This window comes from Alkalihalobacillus sp. AL-G (assembly GCF_030643805.1).
GTDB lineage: Bacteria > Bacillota > Bacilli > Bacillales > Fictibacillaceae > Pseudalkalibacillus.
Genome location: NZ_CP094656.1, coordinates 135,626 through 156,409, shown reverse-complemented (window position 1 = coordinate 156,409; position 20,784 = coordinate 135,626). Strand labels below are relative to the sequence as shown.

The 20,784-nt window shown below is 42.3% G+C and carries 21 protein-coding genes and 2 other annotated features; all 21 genes read right to left on the bottom strand.

The window, feature by feature from the left end:
- Positions 1-19: 19 nt before the first annotated feature.
- The 21 genes from rpoB to radA all read right to left on the bottom strand — a co-directional run bounded on the left by rpoB (position 20) and on the right by radA (position 20,623).
- Entirely contained in the window at positions 20-3,562 is a 3,543-nt protein-coding gene (rpoB, locus tag MOJ78_RS00810; protein ID WP_304979362.1) for a DNA-directed RNA polymerase subunit beta, read from the bottom strand.
- A gap of 317 nt (positions 3,563-3,879) precedes the next feature.
- Positions 3,880-4,485, bottom strand: coding sequence for a class I SAM-dependent methyltransferase (locus tag MOJ78_RS00805; protein WP_304979361.1), 606 nt, complete (start codon positions 4,483-4,485; stop codon positions 3,880-3,882).
- Between the two features lie 207 nt (positions 4,486-4,692).
- Complete coding sequence (gene rplL, locus MOJ78_RS00800) at positions 4,693-5,055, bottom strand: 50S ribosomal protein L7/L12 (RefSeq protein WP_304979360.1); 363 nt, start codon at positions 5,053-5,055, stop codon at positions 4,693-4,695.
- A gap of 91 nt (positions 5,056-5,146) precedes the next feature.
- Positions 5,147-5,644, bottom strand: a complete 498-nt coding sequence (rplJ, locus tag MOJ78_RS00795; RefSeq protein ID WP_304979359.1) for a 50S ribosomal protein L10 — start codon at positions 5,642-5,644, stop codon at positions 5,147-5,149.
- Between the two features lie 40 nt (positions 5,645-5,684).
- Positions 5,685-5,830, bottom strand: a sequence feature (ribosomal protein L10 leader region).
- 41 nt (positions 5,831-5,871) lie between these two features.
- Positions 5,872-6,570, bottom strand: a complete 699-nt coding sequence (gene rplA / locus MOJ78_RS00790; RefSeq protein WP_304979358.1) for a 50S ribosomal protein L1 — start codon at positions 6,568-6,570, stop codon at positions 5,872-5,874.
- A gap of 116 nt (positions 6,571-6,686) precedes the next feature.
- The gene (gene rplK / locus MOJ78_RS00785; RefSeq protein ID WP_304979357.1) at positions 6,687-7,112 is read right to left on the bottom strand and encodes a 50S ribosomal protein L11; all 426 of its coding nucleotides are present in this window, start codon (positions 7,110-7,112) and stop codon (positions 6,687-6,689) included.
- A gap of 297 nt (positions 7,113-7,409) precedes the next feature.
- Positions 7,410-7,943 carry a transcription termination/antitermination protein NusG gene (gene nusG, locus MOJ78_RS00780; protein WP_304981153.1) on the bottom strand — a complete coding sequence of 178 codons (534 nt, stop codon included), beginning with the start codon at positions 7,941-7,943 and terminating at the stop codon, positions 7,410-7,412.
- 256 nt (positions 7,944-8,199) lie between these two features.
- Entirely contained in the window at positions 8,200-8,394 is a 195-nt protein-coding gene (gene secE / locus MOJ78_RS00775) for a preprotein translocase subunit SecE (RefSeq protein ID WP_304979356.1), read from the bottom strand.
- 67 nt (positions 8,395-8,461) lie between these two features.
- A complete protein-coding gene (gene rpmG / locus MOJ78_RS00770; RefSeq protein WP_304979355.1) occupies positions 8,462-8,611 on the bottom strand; it encodes a 50S ribosomal protein L33 in 150 nt (49 codons plus the stop codon).
- A gap of 201 nt (positions 8,612-8,812) precedes the next feature.
- Positions 8,813-9,463, bottom strand: coding sequence for an RNA polymerase sporulation sigma factor SigH (gene sigH / locus MOJ78_RS00765; protein ID WP_304979354.1), 651 nt, complete (start codon positions 9,461-9,463; stop codon positions 8,813-8,815).
- Between the two features lie 72 nt (positions 9,464-9,535).
- A complete protein-coding gene (locus tag MOJ78_RS00760; RefSeq protein WP_304979353.1) occupies positions 9,536-10,045 on the bottom strand; it encodes an NYN domain-containing protein in 510 nt (169 codons plus the stop codon).
- Between the two features lie 2 nt (positions 10,046-10,047).
- A complete protein-coding gene (gene rlmB / locus MOJ78_RS00755; RefSeq protein ID WP_304979352.1) occupies positions 10,048-10,794 on the bottom strand; it encodes a 23S rRNA (guanosine(2251)-2'-O)-methyltransferase RlmB in 747 nt (248 codons plus the stop codon).
- 412 nt (positions 10,795-11,206) lie between these two features.
- Entirely contained in the window at positions 11,207-11,635 is a 429-nt protein-coding gene (locus MOJ78_RS00750) for a Mini-ribonuclease 3 (RefSeq protein ID WP_304979351.1), read from the bottom strand.
- Complete coding sequence (cysS, locus tag MOJ78_RS00745; RefSeq protein WP_304979350.1) at positions 11,632-13,035, bottom strand: cysteine--tRNA ligase; 1,404 nt, start codon at positions 13,033-13,035, stop codon at positions 11,632-11,634. The genes MOJ78_RS00750 and cysS overlap by 4 nt, the downstream gene beginning before the upstream one ends.
- Entirely contained in the window at positions 13,016-13,699 is a 684-nt protein-coding gene (cysE, locus tag MOJ78_RS00740; RefSeq protein ID WP_370529794.1) for a serine O-acetyltransferase, read from the bottom strand. Before cysE ends, cysS begins: the two co-directional genes overlap by 20 nt.
- A gap of 110 nt (positions 13,700-13,809) precedes the next feature.
- Positions 13,810-14,034, bottom strand: a binding site (T-box leader).
- Positions 14,035-14,082: 48 nt separating this feature from the next.
- Positions 14,083-15,552 (bottom strand): glutamate--tRNA ligase, encoded by a 1,470-nt coding sequence (gene gltX / locus MOJ78_RS00735; RefSeq protein WP_304979348.1) that lies wholly within the window; start codon positions 15,550-15,552, stop codon positions 14,083-14,085.
- Between the two features lie 89 nt (positions 15,553-15,641).
- A complete protein-coding gene (ispF, locus tag MOJ78_RS00730) occupies positions 15,642-16,115 on the bottom strand; it encodes a 2-C-methyl-D-erythritol 2,4-cyclodiphosphate synthase (RefSeq protein ID WP_304979347.1) in 474 nt (157 codons plus the stop codon).
- Positions 16,108-16,806 carry a 2-C-methyl-D-erythritol 4-phosphate cytidylyltransferase gene (ispD, locus tag MOJ78_RS00725; protein ID WP_304979346.1) on the bottom strand — a complete coding sequence of 233 codons (699 nt, stop codon included), beginning with the start codon at positions 16,804-16,806 and terminating at the stop codon, positions 16,108-16,110. Before ispD ends, ispF begins: the two co-directional genes overlap by 8 nt.
- A gap of 72 nt (positions 16,807-16,878) precedes the next feature.
- On the bottom strand, positions 16,879-17,988 hold the full coding sequence (locus MOJ78_RS00720; RefSeq protein WP_304979345.1) for a PIN/TRAM domain-containing protein: 1,110 nt from the start codon (positions 17,986-17,988) through the stop codon (positions 16,879-16,881).
- 187 nt (positions 17,989-18,175) lie between these two features.
- On the bottom strand, positions 18,176-19,249 hold the full coding sequence (gene disA / locus MOJ78_RS00715; protein WP_304979344.1) for a DNA integrity scanning diadenylate cyclase DisA: 1,074 nt from the start codon (positions 19,247-19,249) through the stop codon (positions 18,176-18,178).
- A 3-nt stretch (positions 19,250-19,252) separates the two neighbouring features.
- Positions 19,253-20,623 carry a DNA repair protein RadA gene (radA, locus tag MOJ78_RS00710; RefSeq protein ID WP_304979343.1) on the bottom strand — a complete coding sequence of 457 codons (1,371 nt, stop codon included), beginning with the start codon at positions 20,621-20,623 and terminating at the stop codon, positions 19,253-19,255.
- Positions 20,624-20,784 lie beyond the last annotated feature (161 nt).

The following is a 20,784-nucleotide window of genomic DNA, read 5'->3' as shown; positions in this document are numbered from 1 at the left end:
TGATATGCTGCTATACCCTTTATTCACCGACGGATTGGGTTTCCACGTTCAAGTTCAATTTATCGTTCGAGTTTTCCTCGTCTTCATCAATTTCACGCATCTCGATTTCTTGCTCATCGCTCGAGAGCATCTTGACATCCATCCCTAGACTTTGAAGCTCTTTGATCAAGACCTTGAAGGATTCTGGAACACCTGGTTCAGGAACGTTTTCGCCTTTAACAATCGCTTCGTACGTCTTCACACGTCCAACGACATCATCAGACTTGACAGTAAGGATTTCTTGCAACGTATAGGCTGCCCCATATGCTTCAAGTGCCCATACCTCCATCTCACCGAAACGCTGTCCTCCGAATTGTGCTTTACCACCAAGCGGTTGTTGGGTAACAAGTGAGTAAGGACCTGTAGAACGAGCGTGAAGCTTATCGTCTACCATGTGGGCAAGCTTGATCATGTACATGACCCCAACTGAAATACGGTTATCAAACGGTTCGCCTGAGCGACCATCATAGAGGACCGTTTTTCCGTCACGAGAAAGGCCTGCTTCGTCTAACGTTTCCCAGACATCCTCTTCTGAAGCTCCATCAAATACCGGCGTAGCCATGTGCAAACCAAGTTCTCTTGCAGCCATTCCGAGGTGAAGCTCTAACACCTGACCGATATTCATACGAGACGGCACCCCTAATGGGTTAAGCATAATATCAATCGGTGTCCCATCTGGTAAGTACGGCATGTCTTCTTCAGGTAAAATTTTCGAAATAACACCTTTGTTACCGTGTCGTCCCGCCATTTTGTCACCTTCGTGAATTTTACGCTTTTGGACGATGTAAGCACGGACAAGTTGGTTTACTCCAGGAGGAAGTTCATCCCCATCTTCACGGTTGAATACTTTGACGTCGTGAACAATTCCATCTCCACCGTGAGGTACACGTAGTGATGTATCACGGACTTCACGCGCTTTTTCGCCGAAAATTGCATGCAAGAGACGTTCTTCTGCTGTCAGTTCAGTAACACCCTTTGGCGTAACCTTTCCAACAAGGATATCTCCGTCCTTCACTTCTGCACCAATTCGGATAATTCCACGCTCATCAAGATTTTTAAGTGCATCTTCCCCGACATTCGGGATATCACGTGTAATTTCTTCAGGTCCGAGTTTTGTATCTCGAGCCTCAGATTCATATTCTTCAATATGGATAGATGTGTAGACGTCATCTTTAACGAGTCGTTCACTCATAATGACAGCATCCTCATAGTTATAACCATCCCATGTCATAAACCCGACAAGTACGTTACGTCCTAGTGCGAGCTCACCAACCTCCATCGAAGGTCCGTCTGCAAGGATTTCACCCTTCGTAACACGGTCTCCTTGACTGACGATCGGGCGTTGGTTGTAGCATGTACCCTGGTTCGAACGGATGAACTTCATCAAATTATATCGTTCAAGGTCACCTTGAACCTCTTTACCATCGACTTCTTCTATCCGGCGAATGAAAATGGTACTTGCTGAAACCTTCTCAACGATTCCTTCTGACCTCGCAATTACAGCTGCTCCGGAATCCTTGGCAGAGACATGTTCCATACCTGTTCCGACGATTGGTGATTCCGGTACCATTAATGGTACAGCCTGACGCTGCATGTTCGCACCCATTAAGGCACGGTTCGAGTCATCGTTTTCGAGGAACGGAATACATGCTGTTGCAGCAGAAACGACCTGTTTTGGAGATACATCCATGTAGTCGATCCGGTCACGCTTCGCAATAATATTCTGATCACGGAAACGGGAAATAACTTCTTCGTCAAGGAATGAACCGTCATCTCCAAGCTTTGCATTTGCCTGTGCGACCACATAATTGTCCTGTTCATCTGCAGTAAGGTAATCAATTTGTGCCGTTACCTTTCCTGTCTCAGGATCAACACGTCGGTACGGTGTTTCGATGAATCCGTACTCGTTCACTTTGGCATAACTCGATAATGAGTTGATCAAGCCGATGTTCGGTCCTTCCGGTGTTTCAATCGGACACATACGACCATAGTGTGAATAGTGAACGTCACGTACTTCGAATCCTGCACGTTCACGAGTCAAACCGCCTGGTCCTAATGCAGAAAGACGACGTTTGTGCGTTAATTCTGCTAATGGGTTCGTTTGGTCCATGAACTGGGAAAGCTGAGAGCTTCCGAAAAATTCTTTTATGGACGCAATAACCGGTCGAATGTTGATGAGCGCTTGCGGCGTGATTGAATTTGTATCCTGGATGGACATTCGCTCACGTACAACACGTTCCATTCTTGATAAACCGATTCGGAATTGATTTTGTAATAGTTCACCTACGGAACGCAGTCGGCGGTTTCCAAGATGATCGATGTCATCTGTAAGACCGACGCCGTGCAGCAGGTTGAAGAAATAATTAATAGAAGCAATGATGTCGGCAGGTGTGATGTTCTTGATAGAACGATCAATGATACCGTTGCCGATTACATTGATGACCTGATCCGTTTCACCTTCTAGTGGCGAATAAATTTTAATAGACTGAAGACGAATAGCTTCATCTTCTACTACTCCACCCGCCGGTGTAACTTCCGTAAAGCCTACATTTTTTTCAAGTGCAGGTAATATCCGATCGAGTACTCGGCGATCAAGAACTGTACCCTCTTCTGCAATTACTTCGCCTGTTTCAGGATCTGCTATTGTCTCAGCTAATCGCTGATTAAACAATCGGTTCTTAATATGAAGCTTTTTGTTAATCTTATAGCGTCCAACGTTTGCTAGATCATAGCGTTTCGGATCAAAGAAACGGGACTCTAATAAACTTTTAGCATTATCTACAGTAGGAGGCTCTCCTGGACGTAGTCTTTCGTAAATTTCAAGCAGAGCTTTTTCTGTTCCTTCTGTATTGTCTTTTTCAAGCGAATTACGAAGATACTCATCTTCTCCTAGTAAATCGATGATTTCTTGATCAGAACCAAACCCTAACGCACGCAATAAAACCGTTACCGGAATCTTTCTTGTGCGGTCGATTCGAACATGAACGACATCTTTTGCGTCTGTTTCAAGTTCTAACCATGCTCCCCGGTTTGGAATTACGGTTGCAGTAAAGCCTTTTTTACCGTTTTTGTCCAACTTTTCGTTATAGTAAACACTTGGTGAACGAACGAGCTGGGATACAATAACCCGTTCTGCTCCATTGATGATAAAGGTACCGGTATCACTCATAAGAGGGAAATCCCCCATGAATACTTCCTGTTCCTTCACTTCGCCTGTTTCCTTATTGATCAGACGAACTTTCACCCGTAGTGGAGCAGCATACGTTACGTCCCGCTCTTTGGACTCCTCAACAGAATACTTAGGCTCTCCTAAACTATAATCAATAAACTCAAGCACTAAGTTTCCCGTAAAATCCTCAATTGGAGAAATGTCATGAAACATCTCTCGCAAACCCTCATCAAGAAACCATTGATAGGAGGAAGTTTGGATTTCAATGAGGTTTGGAAGTTCCAAAACTTCATTAATTCTTGCATAGCTTCTCCGTTGGCGGTGGCGTCCAAACTGAATGAGTTGACCTGTCAACTGATTCACCCCTCAAATCCAGCATAGTATCGTAAAACTCCTAGTTTGTAATTAAACTAGGTAATATAGCAAACCTGGCAAAGCCAAGTTTAAGCACTAACAACACACAGTAATTCAATAGAAAGTTTTCATGCTTTCTAAACGTGCAAAAAGAAAAAAGGGTTATATAAACCACATTTTTCCCAATTAAACAAACGATTATACTATTTTTCCCAAACCATCTGATCTTTATGCAATTATTATCACAAAAAAATCAAGTTGGTCAAAATACACGTATCTTTGGCATTATACAATAATACCATAGGCCCAAAACCGAGTCAACGTTTTTTTGAACGAATAATAAAGTAACCTTTTTTCCGTGCTACAGTATCGACTTCATCAAAAATCACTTCTAATTTTTCGACGGCGGATGGAGCTCCCTGTTTCTTTTGAATGACGATCCAGAGCTCTCCCCCAGACACAAGGTGGTCGTATGCTTGTTCAAAAATTGAATGAACCACCTTTTTTCCAGCTCGTATTGGCGGATTCGTTACTATTGCACAAAATTCATTCCGATCAATCCGGTCAAATAGATTACTTTGATAGATGCTTACATTGTCGATCTGATTCTGATCAGCGTTCAAACACGAGAGTTCGATAGCCCTTTCGTTTACATCAACCATTGTCACCGTCTTTTCGGGAAAGGATGCAGCAATGGATAACCCGATCGGGCCATAACCGCAACCCATGTCTAGAAAATCATCACCATCGACTTCAGGTTTTACGAATGTCTCTATTAATAACCGGCTACCAAAATCAACTTCTTTTTTTGAAAAAACGCCAGCGTCGGAATAAAATCGAAACGACCGTCCTCTAAGTGTGTACGACCATTCCTTCATATCCCGCTTAGAAGTAGGTCGGTCTGAATAATAATGATCACTCATCTTGCCATCTCCCTGGCCTTTTATATCCATTAATACCTATTATTCTTTATTACTCAACGAACAACAAGATATACATAGATATACTGAAAAGTTTCGCATAAAACGCGAAAACACCTAGGCGTTGAAACTAGACATCCGTTCCAAATCAATCTCCGCATAAGTGTAAAAAAAGCTCGCGATGTTTCGCGAGCTTTTTTGTTTAATGGACTACTTAACTTCTACAACCGCGCCCACTTCTTCAAGCTTAGCTTTCATTTCTTCAGCTTCTTCTTTTGCAATGCCTTCTTTAAGTGGCTTAGGCGCTCCGTCTACTAATTCTTTAGCATCTTTAAGTCCAAGACCTGTGATTTCACGAACGGCCTTGATTACTTTGATTTTAGAAGCTCCAGCACTTTCAAGGATTACGTCAAATTCAGTTTTTTCTTCAGCAGCACCTTCACCAGCGCCACCAGCTACAGCTACAGGTGCAGCAGCAGTTACTCCAAATTCTTCTTCAATTGCTTTTACTAGATCGTTAAGTTCTAGTACAGACATTTCTTTAATCGCATCAATGATTTGATCTTTACTCATTGTATTATTCCTCCTATAATTGTGTTTTTTGATTTTAATTTTAAAAACTTAGATAAACGGTGTTAATAAATTGTGTTCACCACACCCTTTATTAAGCACCCTGCTCTTCTTTTTGATCTGCAACAGCCTTCGTAGCCAATGCAACGTTTCGCATTGGAGCTTGAAGTACGCTAAGCAGCATTGAAAGTAGACCTTCGCGTGAAGGTAGTTCTGCAAGTGCTTTGATTTCTTCAACCGTTGTAACTTGGCCTTCAATGACACCTGCCTTGATTTCAAGTGCCTCATGCTCTTTTGCAAAGTTGTTCAAAATCTTCGCAGGAGCAACAACCTCTTCATTACTGAATGCAACTGCTGTAGGCCCAACAAGATTTTCATTCAAACCAGCTAGTTCAGCTTCTTCAGCAGCTCGGCGAGTCATTGAGTTCTTGTACACTTTGAATGTGATGCCTGCTTCACGAAGTTGCTTACGTAGTTCTGTTACTTCAGCTACGTCTAAACCACGATAGTCAACAAGAATCGTCGATTTACTGTTACGGAACTGATCAGCAATTTCAGTAACTAATTTTTTCTTTTGTTCAAGTACGCTCATTCTTACACCTCCTGTTTTTCATACCGTAGAGTTGCCAAAGCAACTCATGAAAAAAGCCTTTATGTCTGTAGACATAAAGGCGTAGTGTCAGAAAAATCATAACGATGTATGAATTATCAACACACCTCGGCAGGAAATTAAGCGATTAATCGCACCTACTGTCTACGGTATGACCTATTCAATTACCGAGTGTTAGTATAACCTGCTGTAAATCAAAAGTCAACAGCTTATTTTGAAGTGAAGCTGTTTGGGTTAACTTTGATCCCAGGTCCCATAGTAGAAGCTATAGCAATGCTCTTCATGTATGTTCCCTTAGCAGCTGAAGGCTTTACTTTAAGCAGTGTTTCAATAATGGTAGTTAAGTTCTCAACAAGCTTGCCGTCTTCGAAAGACACCTTTCCAATCGGACAATGTACATTACCTTGCTTATCTACACGGTATTCTACTTTACCAGCTTTGATTTCTTGAACTGCTTTTTCTACTTCAAATGTTACAGTTCCAGTTTTAGGGTTCGGCATTAAGCCTTTTGGTCCAAGTACACGACCAAGCCTACCAACTTCACCCATCATGTCTGGTGTTGCAACGATTACATCGAAATCGAACCATCCTTGGTTGATTTTATTGATGTAGTCAGTATCACCTACAAAATCTGCTCCTGCAGCTTCAGCTTCCTTCGCTTTTTCACCTTTTGCGAAAACAAGAACACGTTGTGTTTTACCAGTTCCATTCGGAAGTACAACTGCTCCACGAACCTGCTGATCTGCTTTCTTAGGGTCAACCCCAAGACGTACAGCCACTTCTACAGTTTCATCAAACTTTGCAGAAGCTGTTTTTTTAACAAGCTCAATTGCTTCGTTTGCATCATATTGTGCAGAACGATCAACAAGCTTCACTGCTTCTTGATACTTTTTTCCTTTATTAGCCATTAAAATTTCCTCCTTAATGTGGTTTTTACGGATTAACCTCCCACTGATGCGCGCTCAGGCGCCATAAGAAGGGGGTGACTCACAGAGAGTCAGCCCCTATCTGCAATGCATGATTACTAGTCCTCGATTACGATACCCATGCTACGTGCTGTTCCTTCTACCATACGCATAGCAGAATCAACATTTGCAGCATTAAGATCAGGCATTTTCGTCTCAGCGATTTCTCGTACCTTATCACGCTTTACTGTTGCAACTTTATTGCGGTTCGGTTCACCAGAACCTGACTCGATTCCTGCTGCTTTCTTAAGTAATACAGCAGCTGGTGGAGTTTTCGTAATGAATGTAAAAGAACGGTCTTCAAATACCGAGATTTCAACCGGAATAATCATACCAGCTTGATCAGAAGTACGTGCGTTAAATTCTTTACAGAATCCCATGATGTTTACACCTGCTTGACCTAATGCTGGTCCTACTGGTGGTGCTGGGTTTGCTTTACCAGCTGGAATTTGTAATTTAACAACCTTAATTACCTTTTTAGCCACGTGACACACCTCCTTAGTCCGTGATGTGGTATATTGGGCGTTGAATGCCCTCCCACTCAAAACGAGCTCCCATTCGGAAGCTCCCCATTGTGTTACGGGTTATTTCAAACATTAAAATTCTATCATTTCTGTGCTTGTTTTTCAACTTTTTCTCGAAAGTTGTTCAAAAATGCGACAAATATATCTTATGGATAGCGGTGAATCAGAAACATCGCCGGCTAAAAACGAAACGTCGCATGTGACAACGCAGGCACAGATAGACTTATACTTAAACCGTTTTTCATATGCGCTCGTAGCTTAAAGTTTTTCAACCTGAGTGAAATCAACCTCAACAGGCGTCTCCCTGCCAAACATGTTGACATGGACCTTCAGCTTCTGTTTGTCGACGTCGATAGCCTCAACAGCCCCAACGAAGTTCGCAAAAGGACCTTCTTTGATCTTGACACTTTCTTTAAGCTCATAGTCAACCTCTGCTTTAGGTTTTTCAAGACCCATGCTAGATAGAATTCGATCAACTTCTTCTGGTAAAAGTGCGGTTGGCTTGGATCCAGATCCGGTAGAACCGACAAATCCCGTTACCCCTGGTGTATTACGGACAACATACCAAGAGTCGTCTGTCATAACCATTTCGGTCAACACATATCCGGGAAACACTTTCTTCATTGCCGTTTTTTTCTTACCGTTCTTAATCTCAGTTTCTTCTTCCTGCGGTACGAGAACTCGAAAGATCTTATCCTCCATCCCCATGGACTCAACCCGCTTCTCCAGATTTGCTTTTACTTTATTTTCATAACCGGAGTACGTGTGTACTACATACCATCTTTTTTCCATAACTTGTGAGGACACTTCGTCCTTTCCCTCCCAAACGGATATACTTTCCTAGTTTAGCCATCAGTCATCAGGCTTAAACGATTATTTTATTCGTGTATTGAAAAAGTTCCTTTAGAAGTTCGACTAAAAACGTTACGTCCTGCGCCTGCGGTTGCTCGGCGCAAAACAGCACAGGAAGTATACAAATCCGTGGTCTTGTAACAACGTCGAACTGACTAAACATCCTGTTAGCCCCGGTGCCTTTATTGAACTCCCTTTATTCAAATACAGTCGCGATGATCCAACTTAACCCCTGATCAACCAATGCAAAAAATAGTGTGACAAACACTACCGTCGATACAACTGTGATCGTGTATCGAGTTAATTCTTTACGTTTGGGCCAAGAAACACGCTTTAGCTCCCTAACCACATTTGATAAAAATTTACTTGTTTTCTGTGCAATGCCAGCCATCGTTTTACCCCCAGTTTAATTCAATATGAAAAACTTCTCTAGTTTGTAAAAATATTAGGTCAGTTCTTTATTTTGTTTCCCGGTGCAGTGTATGTGTCTGACATTGCTTACAAAACTTTTTTCGCTCCACACGGTTCTGCTCAGTCGTTTTGTTTTTCATAGTCGTGTAGTTTCGTTGTTTACATATTTCACAAGCAAGTATAACTTTTACGCGCATCGGTCATCATCTCCAGAATACCGTCGAACCATATTAAGCAATGCCAAGTTTTATCCATAGTTTGTCCATTTTATGCTATAAACTCTATCACAGGGGTATGTCCCTGTCAATGAAGCCTGTAGTCCGATAAAGGGCTGACACTACCCGGAAATTGTTGATCTCCTAAAAATGAGGCTGACTCCAAGAGCCAGCCTCTGTGTGCTATAAACCGATTTCCCTTAATTCAAGGTACCGTTCCAGTTTTCGCTTCACCCTCTGAAGTGCGTTATCAATCGATTTGACATGACGGTTTAAATCGACTGAAATCTCCTGATAGGATCTGCCGTCAAGATACAGCATCAATACCTTCCGCTCAAGATCACTCAAAAGCTCGCCCATTTTAAGTTCAATGTCATCGAACTCCTCCTGGTTGATGATGAGTTCTTCTGGATCCGTCACACGTGAACCACAAATTACATCCATTAGCGTACGATCTGATTCTTCATCATAGATCGGCTTGTCCAAGGAAACATAGGAATTCAATGGTATGTGTTTTTGCCTAGTGGCGGTCTTGATTGCGGTAATCATTTGTCGGGTGATACAAAGCTCAGCAAAAGCTTTAAAAGAGGATAGCTTGTCCCCTTTAAAATCTCGAATCGCCTTATATAAACCGATCATACCTTCTTGAATAATGTCTTCGCGATCCGCCCCAATCAAAAAATAAGACCGGGCTTTTGCACGGACAAAATTTTTGTACTTGTTGATTAAGTACTCTAGTGCGGCGCTGTTTCCTTCGTGAACCTGCTCCACAATGGACTCATCTTCAAGCTCGTCAAATTCCGGGTGTACAATCTCTTTGAGTTCAATGCTCACGAGAATCCCTCCGACCATGGCGACCTAAATATAGAAATATTATACAATGCTTATTCGACAAACGTCAACCGCTCACCGGTCACCTCTGCGCCATTTTTCAAAAATTTCTGCCACTTCTTCTGATAGTAGAAGGGATGATGAACGATTTTGCTTTTGAATATCTTGTACTTTCCTGCTGATCCGCTTCTCAATATTTTCTACTTCAATCAATAATTCACGAGCTGATTTCCGTAATGCTCCAAGTCCAAAGGTAACCCATTGTTCCAAGAAATCCGAGGTCGCAACATGAATTTTTGTACGGATATCTTTTAATTCAACTGCCAGCTTTTCAATTCGTTCATCTGCAGATTCATTTTCTTTTGTGAAAATGACCTCGATCCGATGGTTTTGATATTTCTTTTCGGTACCAGGAACATAATGTGCATCAAATACTACAATGACCCTCATACCTGTATAGGCTTGATATTCTGCCATCTTGTCCATTAAGATGTCACGAGCAGCGGCAAGATCATGATCTCGAAGCTTACGAAGCTCCGGCCAATCCCCTATCATGTTGTAGCCGTCTACCAGGAGGATTTCCATAGCTATCCACCATGTGGCTTTCTCTGCCGGTATACCTCGTACATAAGAAGGGCAGCGGCTACGGATGCGTTTAGTGAGGTTACCTTGCCTTCCATCGGCAAAGAAACTAGAAAATCGCATTTTTCTTTAACTAATCGTCCAATTCCTTTTCCTTCACTCCCGATCACAAGTCCAACAGGCATGTCATAATTGGCCTCGCGATAATCTTGATCACCATCTGCATCGGTCGCGACGAACCAGACACCCCTCTCTTTCAACTCCTCAATCGTCCGGGCGATATTGGTCACCCTTACAACAGGTACATACTCGATTGCACCCGTAGAAGCCTTTGCTACCGAAGAGGTTAACCCAACTGCTCTTCGCTTCGGAATAATAACCCCGTGAGCACCAACTGCATCTGCAGTTCGTAAAATTGAACCAAGATTATGCGGGTCCTCAACCTCATCAAGTACGAGAATAAAAGGCTCCTCGTTCTGTTTTTTTGCCCGGTCAAATAAATCTTCGATGTCGGCATAATCATAGGCTGCCACGTAGGCTAGTACACCTTGATGGTTTTTCCCTTCGACGATTGTATCAAGCTTCTTCTTTGGAACAAATTGTACCTGGACCCGTTCTTTTTTTGCCTGCTGAATAACTTGTCCGATCGAACCTTTTTGTGCTCCTTCAGCAATTAATATTTTATTAATATCCCTACCTGAACGGATCGCCTCCAAAACAGGATTTCTACCGATTATAACATCATTGTTCATTCTTTTTATCCCTTCCTTCAAAGGTTCTTCTAAAGGTAATTCAAAAAGTCCGGAGGCTCACAAGATGTGAGTCAGTTCGACGTTTTCACAGGACGTGAAGTACTTAGTCGAATTTCATTTAATTGCTGTCAAATTTCTTCGTTACTTGGTCTGGTCCTAAATAAGATATATGTACCTGCGTCTACAAGTGTACTCTAGGTTGTTAGCTTCCTCGGTACAACTCGTAGCCTTTATGCAAGTACCACTCGTCGTTCTGTTCCTCGAGACTGTCGCGCCTTGGGCTCACAGGATGTGAGTCAGTTCAACGTTGTAACAAGCCCGCGGATTTGTATGCTTCCTGTGCTGTTTTGCGCCGAGTAACCGCAGGCGCAGGACGTAACGTACTTAGTTGAACTTCAGAAATCTCGGCTCTTTATCCTCCTTTTTGAACACCCATTTCTACGATTTTAATAGCACGCTGGACAATGTCATCCAACCGCTTTCCGTTGCCCGAAAGATAATGGTAACCTATCAATGCTTCGAAGGCTGTCCCATAACGGTACGTCTGAATATCAGTGTTTTTTGGGATGGTGCCCATTTTACTGTTTCGGCCCCGCCGAACAACACCTTGCTCTTCGTCTGTTATTTCATCATCTTCAATCAACGTTCGTATGATGGTTGCCTGAGCCTTTGCAGAAACATAACCGGTTGCGAGCCTATGGAGCTGTTGTGGCTTAACCTCACCCTTCTCCAATAAATGATTACGAATATAAACTTCATATACCGCATCCCCGATATAGGCTAATGCGGATGATTTTAATTGCTTAGGATCAACCGTTGATGAAATGCTATGTGAGTTCATGATTTCCGTTTCCACCTTACACCTTGAGGAGTATCCTCTAGAATAATTCCTTGTTCTTGTAGATGATCGCGGATTTCGTCTGCACGCTGAAAATCCTTCTGTTTACGCGCTTCGTTTCGCTGCTCGATGAGCTTTTCAATATCCTCTGCGAGCAACTCCTGTGCAGCTTTTAATTGTAATCCAAGTACATTCCCGATTTCATTGAATACAGAAATAAATTCGGTAAGTACATCAACAGTTGTGTTTTTCTCTTCTAAATACAAGTTCGCTTCTTTCGTAAGGTCGAAAAGGACTGCGATTGCATTGGATGTATTAAAATCATCGTCCATATCAAGGATGAAGTGGTCTTTAAACTGATTGATCTTGTTCAGCCAGCTATCGTTATTAGTTCCGAGATCCGCACTGTGCTCGATGCGGTGTGTGAGGTTTCCGACAGTCGTTCGGATCCGTTCAAGACTTACCTTCGCACTATCTAGTAACTCATCAGTAAAATTGATTGGATGCCGGTAATGTACGTTGAGCATAAAGAAACGGAAGGCTTGCGGGTCGTACTTTTCCAATAGATCATGTAATAGAATAAAATTCCCGAGAGATTTAGACATTTTTTCGTTATTTATATTAATATACCCATTATGCATCCAATAATTGGCCATAGGTGCTTCGTTCAATGCCTCGGACTGCGCGATTTCGTTTTCATGATGAGGAAACGACAAATCCTGCCCTCCTGCGTGGATATCGATTGTATCACCCAGGTATTTCTTGACCATCGCGGAGCATTCGATATGCCAGCCTGGTCTACCCTTCCCCCACGGGCTTTCCCAGTAGATTTCTCCTGGTTTAGCGGACTTCCAAAGAACGAAATCAATTGGATCTTCTTTATGTTCGCCTACTTGGATCCGTGCCCCGACACGAAGATCATCAATCGATTGGTGTGAGAGCTTTCCGTAGCCTTTAAACTTTCTCGTCCGGAAATACACATCACCACCTGCAGCGTATGCATATTCCTTTTCGACCAATGTTCCAATAAAACGGATGATGTCTTCCATCGTTTCCGTTACACGTGGATGGCGATCTGCTGGATTGATATTAAGTGCGGAAACATCTTCATGATAAGCTGCAATAAACCGTTCAGCCAGCGTTGGTACGTCTTCACCTAATTCATTTGCTGCTTTAATTATTTTGTCGTCGACATCAGTGAAGTTTGAAATGAACTCGACGTCATACCCTCGATATTCAAGGTAACGTCGTACAGTATCGAATACGATTGGTGGTCTTGCGTTTCCGATGTGAATGTAGTTGTACACGGTTGGACCGCAAACGTACATCTTAACCCTACCTTCTTCAATCGGTTTAAACGATTCTTTTTTGCGTGTAAGTGTGTTATATATTTGAATGCTCATCGTGTTTCACTCCTTTTTTCAGTTGCTCGATTTCCTTTCTTAACCGCTCAATCTCATTTTCCATTACTTTGAAATTATCTGAAACCGGGTCAGGAAGGTTGCGATGGTCCAGATCTTTATGGATACGAATGCCATCTTGAATGACGACACGCCCTGGAATCCCGACTACAGTCGAATTGGAGGGAACATTCTGTAGAACTACAGAACCCGCTCCAACCTTCGAATTTTTCCCGATTGTAATTGATCCTAAAACTTTAGCGCCGGTTGCAACAAGCGCATTATCTTCAAGAGTAGGATGACGTTTTCCTTTTTCCTTACCTGTACCCCCGAGTGTCACACCTTGGAATAAGGTTACATTATTACCGATTTCACATGTCTCCCCGATCACGACTCCCATACCGTGATCAATAAAACAACGGCGGCCGATCCTCGCTCCCGGATGAATTTCGATTCCAGTAAAGAAGCGGCTAATCTGTGAAATACAACGTGCGAGGAAAAAGAGTTTCTTTCTCCAAAACAGATGAGCAAATCGGTGTGCCCAGATCGCATGAAGTCCTGAGTAGGTCAGGATGACTTCCAAATAACTGCGTGCAGCTGGGTCTTGATCGAATACCACATCTATATCTTGCTTTAATGTCTTAAACATAACCCTACTCCTTTCAATAAAAATGTATTTAAACCGCACGCTTAGGGGCTTAGATCGTGTAAACAAAGTACCCCTAAGGGCTGATTGATACTTCAAAATGAATACAAAAAAGCGCCACTGTGATTACTCACAGAGACGCTTCTGGCGCGGTCCCACTCTGTTTAGAAGAAGAAAGCTCTCCTTCTTCTCGCTTAGCCCCGTTAACGGTGGGGAATCCGCCTTTATCTACTCATTTTTCAATAAAGGTCTCAGAGGTGCATTTCAAGATGCCTTTCCTAAACCACTTACAGCCTGAGATGGTTTTCTCTAAAAAAGAAAGGGCATTCCTTACTTATCCTCGTCAAAGATTTCGCATCAATGTTTCTTTTACTATATTATATTTTCATTAAAATGTGTATTACTTAGTTTCCAAACTGCTCAATGGCGTTCTGTAGACGCATTATAACAACATCCTTACCTAGTAAAGATATCGAGTTCGGAAGTTCAGGGCCATGCATCTGCCCTGTCGATGCGATACGGATAGGCATGAACAGTTTCTTCCCTTTATGCCCTGTCGCCTTCTGGGTTGCTTTAATCGCAGCCTTAATTTCACTAGGCTCGAACGTTTCCATATCGCGAATTTGATCAATTAACCCTTGTAACACTTCTGGAACCTGTTCTTCCTTCAAAGTTTCTGCCGCTGCATCATCGTATTCAACTGACTTATTGAAAAACAGCTCAGTTAAAGGTACAATTTCTGCCCCGTAGGATAATTGCTCTTGATAGAGGGCCACAAGGTCTCGAACCCACTTTTCCTCCAGCTCTGAACGAGATTCTGGGATACGTCCCGCTTTTTCAAGATGCGGTACCGTCAATTCAAGGACATGCGCTAATTCAGAGTTCTTAATATACTGATTGTTCATCCACTCTAGCTTTTTCGCGTCAAAAACAGCCGCTGCCTTTGAAAGTCGTTCTGCGTCAAAGATTTCGATGAATTGCTCTTTCGTGAACAATTCTTCTTCTCCTTTAGGAGACCAACCTAAGAGTGCAATGAAATTAAACAATGCTTCCGGTAAATATCCGAGATCTTCGTATTGTTCGATGAACTGAATGATTGTTTCATCACGTTTACTAAGCTTCTTTCTATTTTCGTTCACAATCAATGTCATATGGCCGAACACAGGCGCATCCCACCCGAATGCCTCATAAATCATCAGCTGTTTCGGAGTATTGGAAATATGATCGTCTCCGCGTAAAACATGGGAAATTTTCATATGATGATCATCGACCGCAACAGCAAAATTATAGGTTGGAATCCCGTCCTTCTTTACGATGACCCAATCGCCAATCCCATCCGACTCAAAGCTCACACGCTCCTTAACGATATCATTAAACGTATATTCTTTATCGTGTGGAACTGCAAATCGAATGCTCGGTTTTCGACCTTCCGCTTCAAGCCTTTGTCGTTCTTCGACTGTAAGATGACGGCATTTCCCTGAGTAACGCGGCATTTGCCCACTGGCCTGCATTTTCTCACGTTCTTGCTCAAGCTCCTCTTCGGTACAATAGCATTTATAAGCAAGACCTTTATTGAGAAGGTCAGTATAATGTTCACGGTAAAGTTCGATTCGTTCCATTTGCCGGTATGGACCATAATCCCCGCCAACATCGATGCTCTCATCCCAATCGATGCCAAGCCATTTCAAGTAGTTAAGCTGGCTGTATTCGCCGCCATCAACATTCCGCTTTTGGTCAGTGTCTTCGATACGGATGATGAATTTCCCGTTTTGGCTTCTAGCAAATAAATAATTGAACAACGCTGTTCGTGCATTTCCGATATGTAAATGTCCAGTCGGACTTGGTGCATAGCGAACTCTGATATCCTTCGACATAATGTATTTCACCTTCCGTAGCTTTTTATGATTTTATATATTAAAACACTATCTATACCATTCATGCAAGCATGGGTTCAAATAAATTTTCACTTTTCCAATAAAATAACAGCCTGAGCAGCAATGCCCTCTCCCCTGCCGGTAAATCCGAGCTTTTCAGATGTTGTCGCTTTGACATTCACCTGATCCATATTCGCATCCAGAAGCTTAGCAATCACGATTCTCATCTCGTCAATGTACGGGGCCATTTTAGGCTGTTGTGCAATAATCGTAGCATCAACGTTCCCAAGCATGAATCCTTTACGCTTTGCAAGCTGAAAAGCCTGTTCAAGCAGGATTTTAGAATCGATACCTTTAAAATCAGCGCTTGTATCCGGAAAATGTTTGCCCAAGTCTCCTTCTCCGATAGCGCCAAGTACAGCATCCGTTATAACATGCAGCAGCACATCTGCATCCGAGTGGCCTAACAGACCTTTTTCATTCGGGATCTCGACTCCTCCAATGATCAGTGGTCTCCCTTCCACCAACTGATGTACATCAAACCCTTGTCCAATTCTAAACATCCTTATCCTGCCCCTCCTTCTCGTGAATGATTGCATTTGCAAACACCATATCCTCTGGTGTCGTCAATTTGATGTTCAAATAGCTACCTTCAACAATCGATACTTGTCCTCCTGAATACTCAATCAAGCTCGCATCATCTGTACCGATATAGCCTGATTTTTCAGCGGTTTCATGGGCTTGTAAAATATTATGAAGATGAAAAGCTTGTGGGGTTTGCACGGCCCACAAGCTGTTTCGATCAACGGTCTTCACAACCTTATGATTATTGATTTGTTTTATTGTATCTTTGATTGGTACAGCAAGAACAGCCGCCCCGCTTTGGTCAGCCTGAACGACGAGCTCGCGAATGGATTCTATTGACACAAATGGTCGTGCACCATCATGGATGAGCGCTAAAGATGAACCTTTTATTGCTTTTAACCCTTCGTAAACGCTGTTTTGCCGTTCTTTTCCACCAGGTACAATATCAATAACTTTTGACAGCTTATGCTCAGAAAACAATTGCCGAAGTTCATTTACTTCATTCCGATTACCGACAACGATTATTCCTTTACACCAATCATCCTGTTCAAACACCTGTAGTGTTCGAACGATCAGCGGTACCCGGTTAAGCAGTAAAAATTGCTTGTTTCGTTCCGCCTTCATTCGTTTTCCCCGTCCAGCTGCAGGTATAACAACAAAGTATTCCACAGTATTCATCTACCTTTGTGGCATATTTGGCAAACGATTCGCGTTGAGTTCCTGCGCCTCATTTCCCAATATTTACAGAGCCTTCTCCAATAGCTTTGGCTTTGCAAAAATCATTCGACCCGCAGATGTTTGCAGAACACTCGTCACAAGAACATCTATCGTTTTTCCGATATAATTACGCCCATCTTCAACGACGATCATCGTACCATCATCCAGGTAACCAACTCCCTGGTTCTGTTCCTTCCCGTCCTTGATCACCTGTACATTCAACTCTTCACCTGGAAGAACCACTGGTTTGACCGCATTCGCAAGATCGTTGATATTCAAGACTGGGACACCTTGAAACTCACAAACTTTGTTCAGGTTGTAATCATTCGTTACGACCATGCCGGAAACCAATTTCCCAAGCTTTACAAGTTTGCTGTCCACCTCTTGTACATCTTCAAAGTCACCTTCATAAATTTCAACCTTTATAGAAAGCTCTTTTTGAATTCTGTTTAAAATATCAAGACCGCGTCGACCACGATTACGTTTCAGCACATCTGAAGAATCTGCAATATGCTGAAGCTCCTCAAGTACGAATTGTGGGATAACGATTGGACCTTCTAAAAATCCTGTTTGACAAACATCTGCAATTCTACCATCAATTATGACACTCGTATCAAGGATTTTCAAGATTCCCTCTCGCTTCTCTTCCCCTTCTGATTCTTTCTTTTTATCCTTATTGGCAAGTCTTGCTGATGTGAACAAATTGACAAGCTCTTCACGCTTTTTAAACCCGAATCGAAATCCGATATAGCCTAGTAGTGCCGTTACAAAAAACGCAATTACGTAAACAACGACGTTAAGATCTATACTGTTTAATGCAAACATCGTCAAATAAGCTACAATCAGGCCAAAAATCAATCCCACCGAGCCGAACAACACATCTGCTACAGGAACTTTCATTAAAGATTCTTCAATCCACTGAATAAAACCTACAATATAATCCGCTAACCAAAACGTACTTAAAAAGAAAAGTCCTGCACCGATTACGATCCCAATATATGGTGAAGTTACAAACTCTGGCAGATCCCCAATATGAATCAAATTATTTAATAAACGAATAAGTTCGGGTACATACAAATAACCGAGCATTCCACCAATGACAATAAAAAATAATTGAACAATTCGCTTTAACAAGATTGTTCACCTCCTTCTTTTCATTATAGACAGTTCAAAAATTTTGAAACCTCTTTGTTGTTAATTTTACATAAAATAACAAGCAAAATACAGTATTTTTCACTCTTGTCACCATATCGTTAACAAATTGTCACTTCAAGTAACGAAGAAATTCGCCGTTAATTATTTCGTTGAATTTTTTAACCACCTATATGTGGCGGTCTAAAAACAGCTGCTCCTGGATCCTTTTCAACCCCTCTTTAATTTTACGAGCACGGATTTCCCCGATCCCTTCTACATCATCCAATTCTTCAATCGAAGCCTTTAATGTATTTTGAAGGTGGGTAAAATGTTGAATAAGATTTTCAACGATGAGGGATGGCAGTCTTGGAATCTTATTTAATATGCGGTAACCCCTCGGTTTGATCGTTTCTTCATAAATATTTGCAGAAGGGATATAACCAAGTAGCCTTACAATCGCATTTTCCTCTAAGAGTTCTTCACTGGTCAGTTTTTTAAGTTCATGCATCATCCGGAGCGGGTCAACCTTTGGATCCTTGGAATAATCTTTCACGATAAGAGCTGCCTCATCCTCGATATTGGATACCAGTTCCTCCATTTGCATACTGATCAAGCGTCCCTCAGATCCGAGCTCATTGACGTACTTAACGATCTCATTGCGAATCCGCAGTACCATTTCAATTCGATGAATCACCTGAGAAACCTCCTGAAAAGTTACTAACTCTTCAAACTCAAGGGCACCCAGATCGGTGAGACTCTGATCAAGTACCGACTTATATTTTTCCAGCGTTTGCAGTGCTTGGTTTGCTTTCGTCAATATGACGCCGATATCCTGCAATGAATACCGTATGTTTCCTTGATATAACGTAATGACATTCCTTCTCTGCGAAATCGAGATTACAAGATTCCCCGTTTGTTTTGCCACCCGTTCAGCTGTTCGGTGTCGAATTCCGGTTTCTTTTGACGGAATCGATGTATCTGGAATCAGCTGTGTATTGGCGTATAAAATCCGATTGCCTTCATCGCTTAAAATAATTGCACCATCCATTTTTGCAAGTTCATACAAATATGCCGGTGAAAACCTGCAATTAATCGAAAATCCGCCATCAACGAGTTTTTGTACCTTTTCATTAAAACCAACAACAATCAATCCACCTGTCTTTGCGCGAAGTACATTGTCGACTCCATCCCGCAGAGGTGTACCAGGAGCAATGAATTGCAGCATTTTACTAACGATCAGTTCTTTCATCGCAACGTCCATACATTATCCTCCCAAGCCTTGACGAAGCGTATCTTCAACAGTCGCTACGCCTACAACTTCAATTCCACTTGGCACCGTCCATCCTCCCAAGTTTTTTTCTGGAAGAATGACACGCTTAAATCCAAGCTTTGCTACTTCATGTACCCTTTGTTCCACTCGTGAAACCCGTCTTACTTCTCCAGTTAGTCCAATTTCACCAATAAAAACATCGGTAGGCTGCGATGGTCGATCGCGAAAACTGGATGCGATACTAACGGCAATCGCTAAATCAATCGCTGGTTCATCCAGCCTTACACCACCAGCCACATTTACGTATGCATCTTGGTTTTGCAACAATAACCCAACACGTTTTTCAAGTACGGCCATCAGTAACGAAACACGGTTATGATCGATACCTTTCCCCATACGTCTCGGATTCCCAAAGCTTGTTGGTGAAACAAGAGCTTGAATCTCAACAAGTACCGGTCTCGTGCCTTCGATTGATGCGACAATGGCTGACCCAGCTGCTCCATTCGAACGCTCCTCAAGGAATACCTCGGACGGGTTTTGCACCTCATCTAATCCTTCTTCTTTCATTTCAAATACACCAATTTCATTTGTCGACCCGAACCTATTTTTGACTGCCCGCAAAATGCGATATGTATGATGGCGCTCCCCTTCAAAATAAAGGACTGCATCAACCATATGCTCTAACAAACGTGGGCCTGCGATCGATCCTTCTTTAGTAACGTGTCCAACAATAAATGTCGCAATTCCTTTTGTCTTCGAGATTCTCATAAAATGAGAGGTACATTCCCGGACCTGTGAAACACTTCCTGGAGCAGATGTAACTTCAGAACGATATACAGTTTGAATAGAGTCAATGATCAATAAGCTCGGTTTTACATCTTCAATTGCTTTTTCAATCAGGTCCATATCTGTTTCAGCATGAACATACAAGTTATCGTCATTGATTTCGAGCCGTTGAGCTCTGAGCTTCGTTTGTTTAATTGATTCCTCACCGGATATATAAAGTACTGTATGTGCGTTCCCAGCAAGCTTGGCGGATGCTTGAAGCAGAAGTGTCGATTTCCCGATACCAGGGTCCCCACCGACAAGAACGAGCGACCCAGGAACAACTCCACCACCAAGCACACGATTAAGCTCACTTATTTTCGTATCTATTCGTGGCTCTTTTTCACTTTTAATTTTTGTAATTGGTTCTGGTTTTTGACTAGTGCCACCCGTGTTGAAAGAACGTCGATGTCCTTTTTCCTGTTGGATGACTTCCTCCACCATCGTATTCCACTTGCTACAGCCTGGGCATTTCCCCATCCACTTTGGCGAATCGTACCCGCAATCCTGGCATAAAAAGGTTGTTTTTCGTTTTGCCATTCCTTCTCCTCATTTCCTGAACGGTGTCCGTTACGATCGTCTCTATTGTTACTGCAATCATAACACAAAACCCTTCAGGAACTCCCATTAAATGCCGTTAAATAAGTCGACAAATCAGTATCGGAATAACGTATTTCCGGTTACAGGTTATTTACATAAAG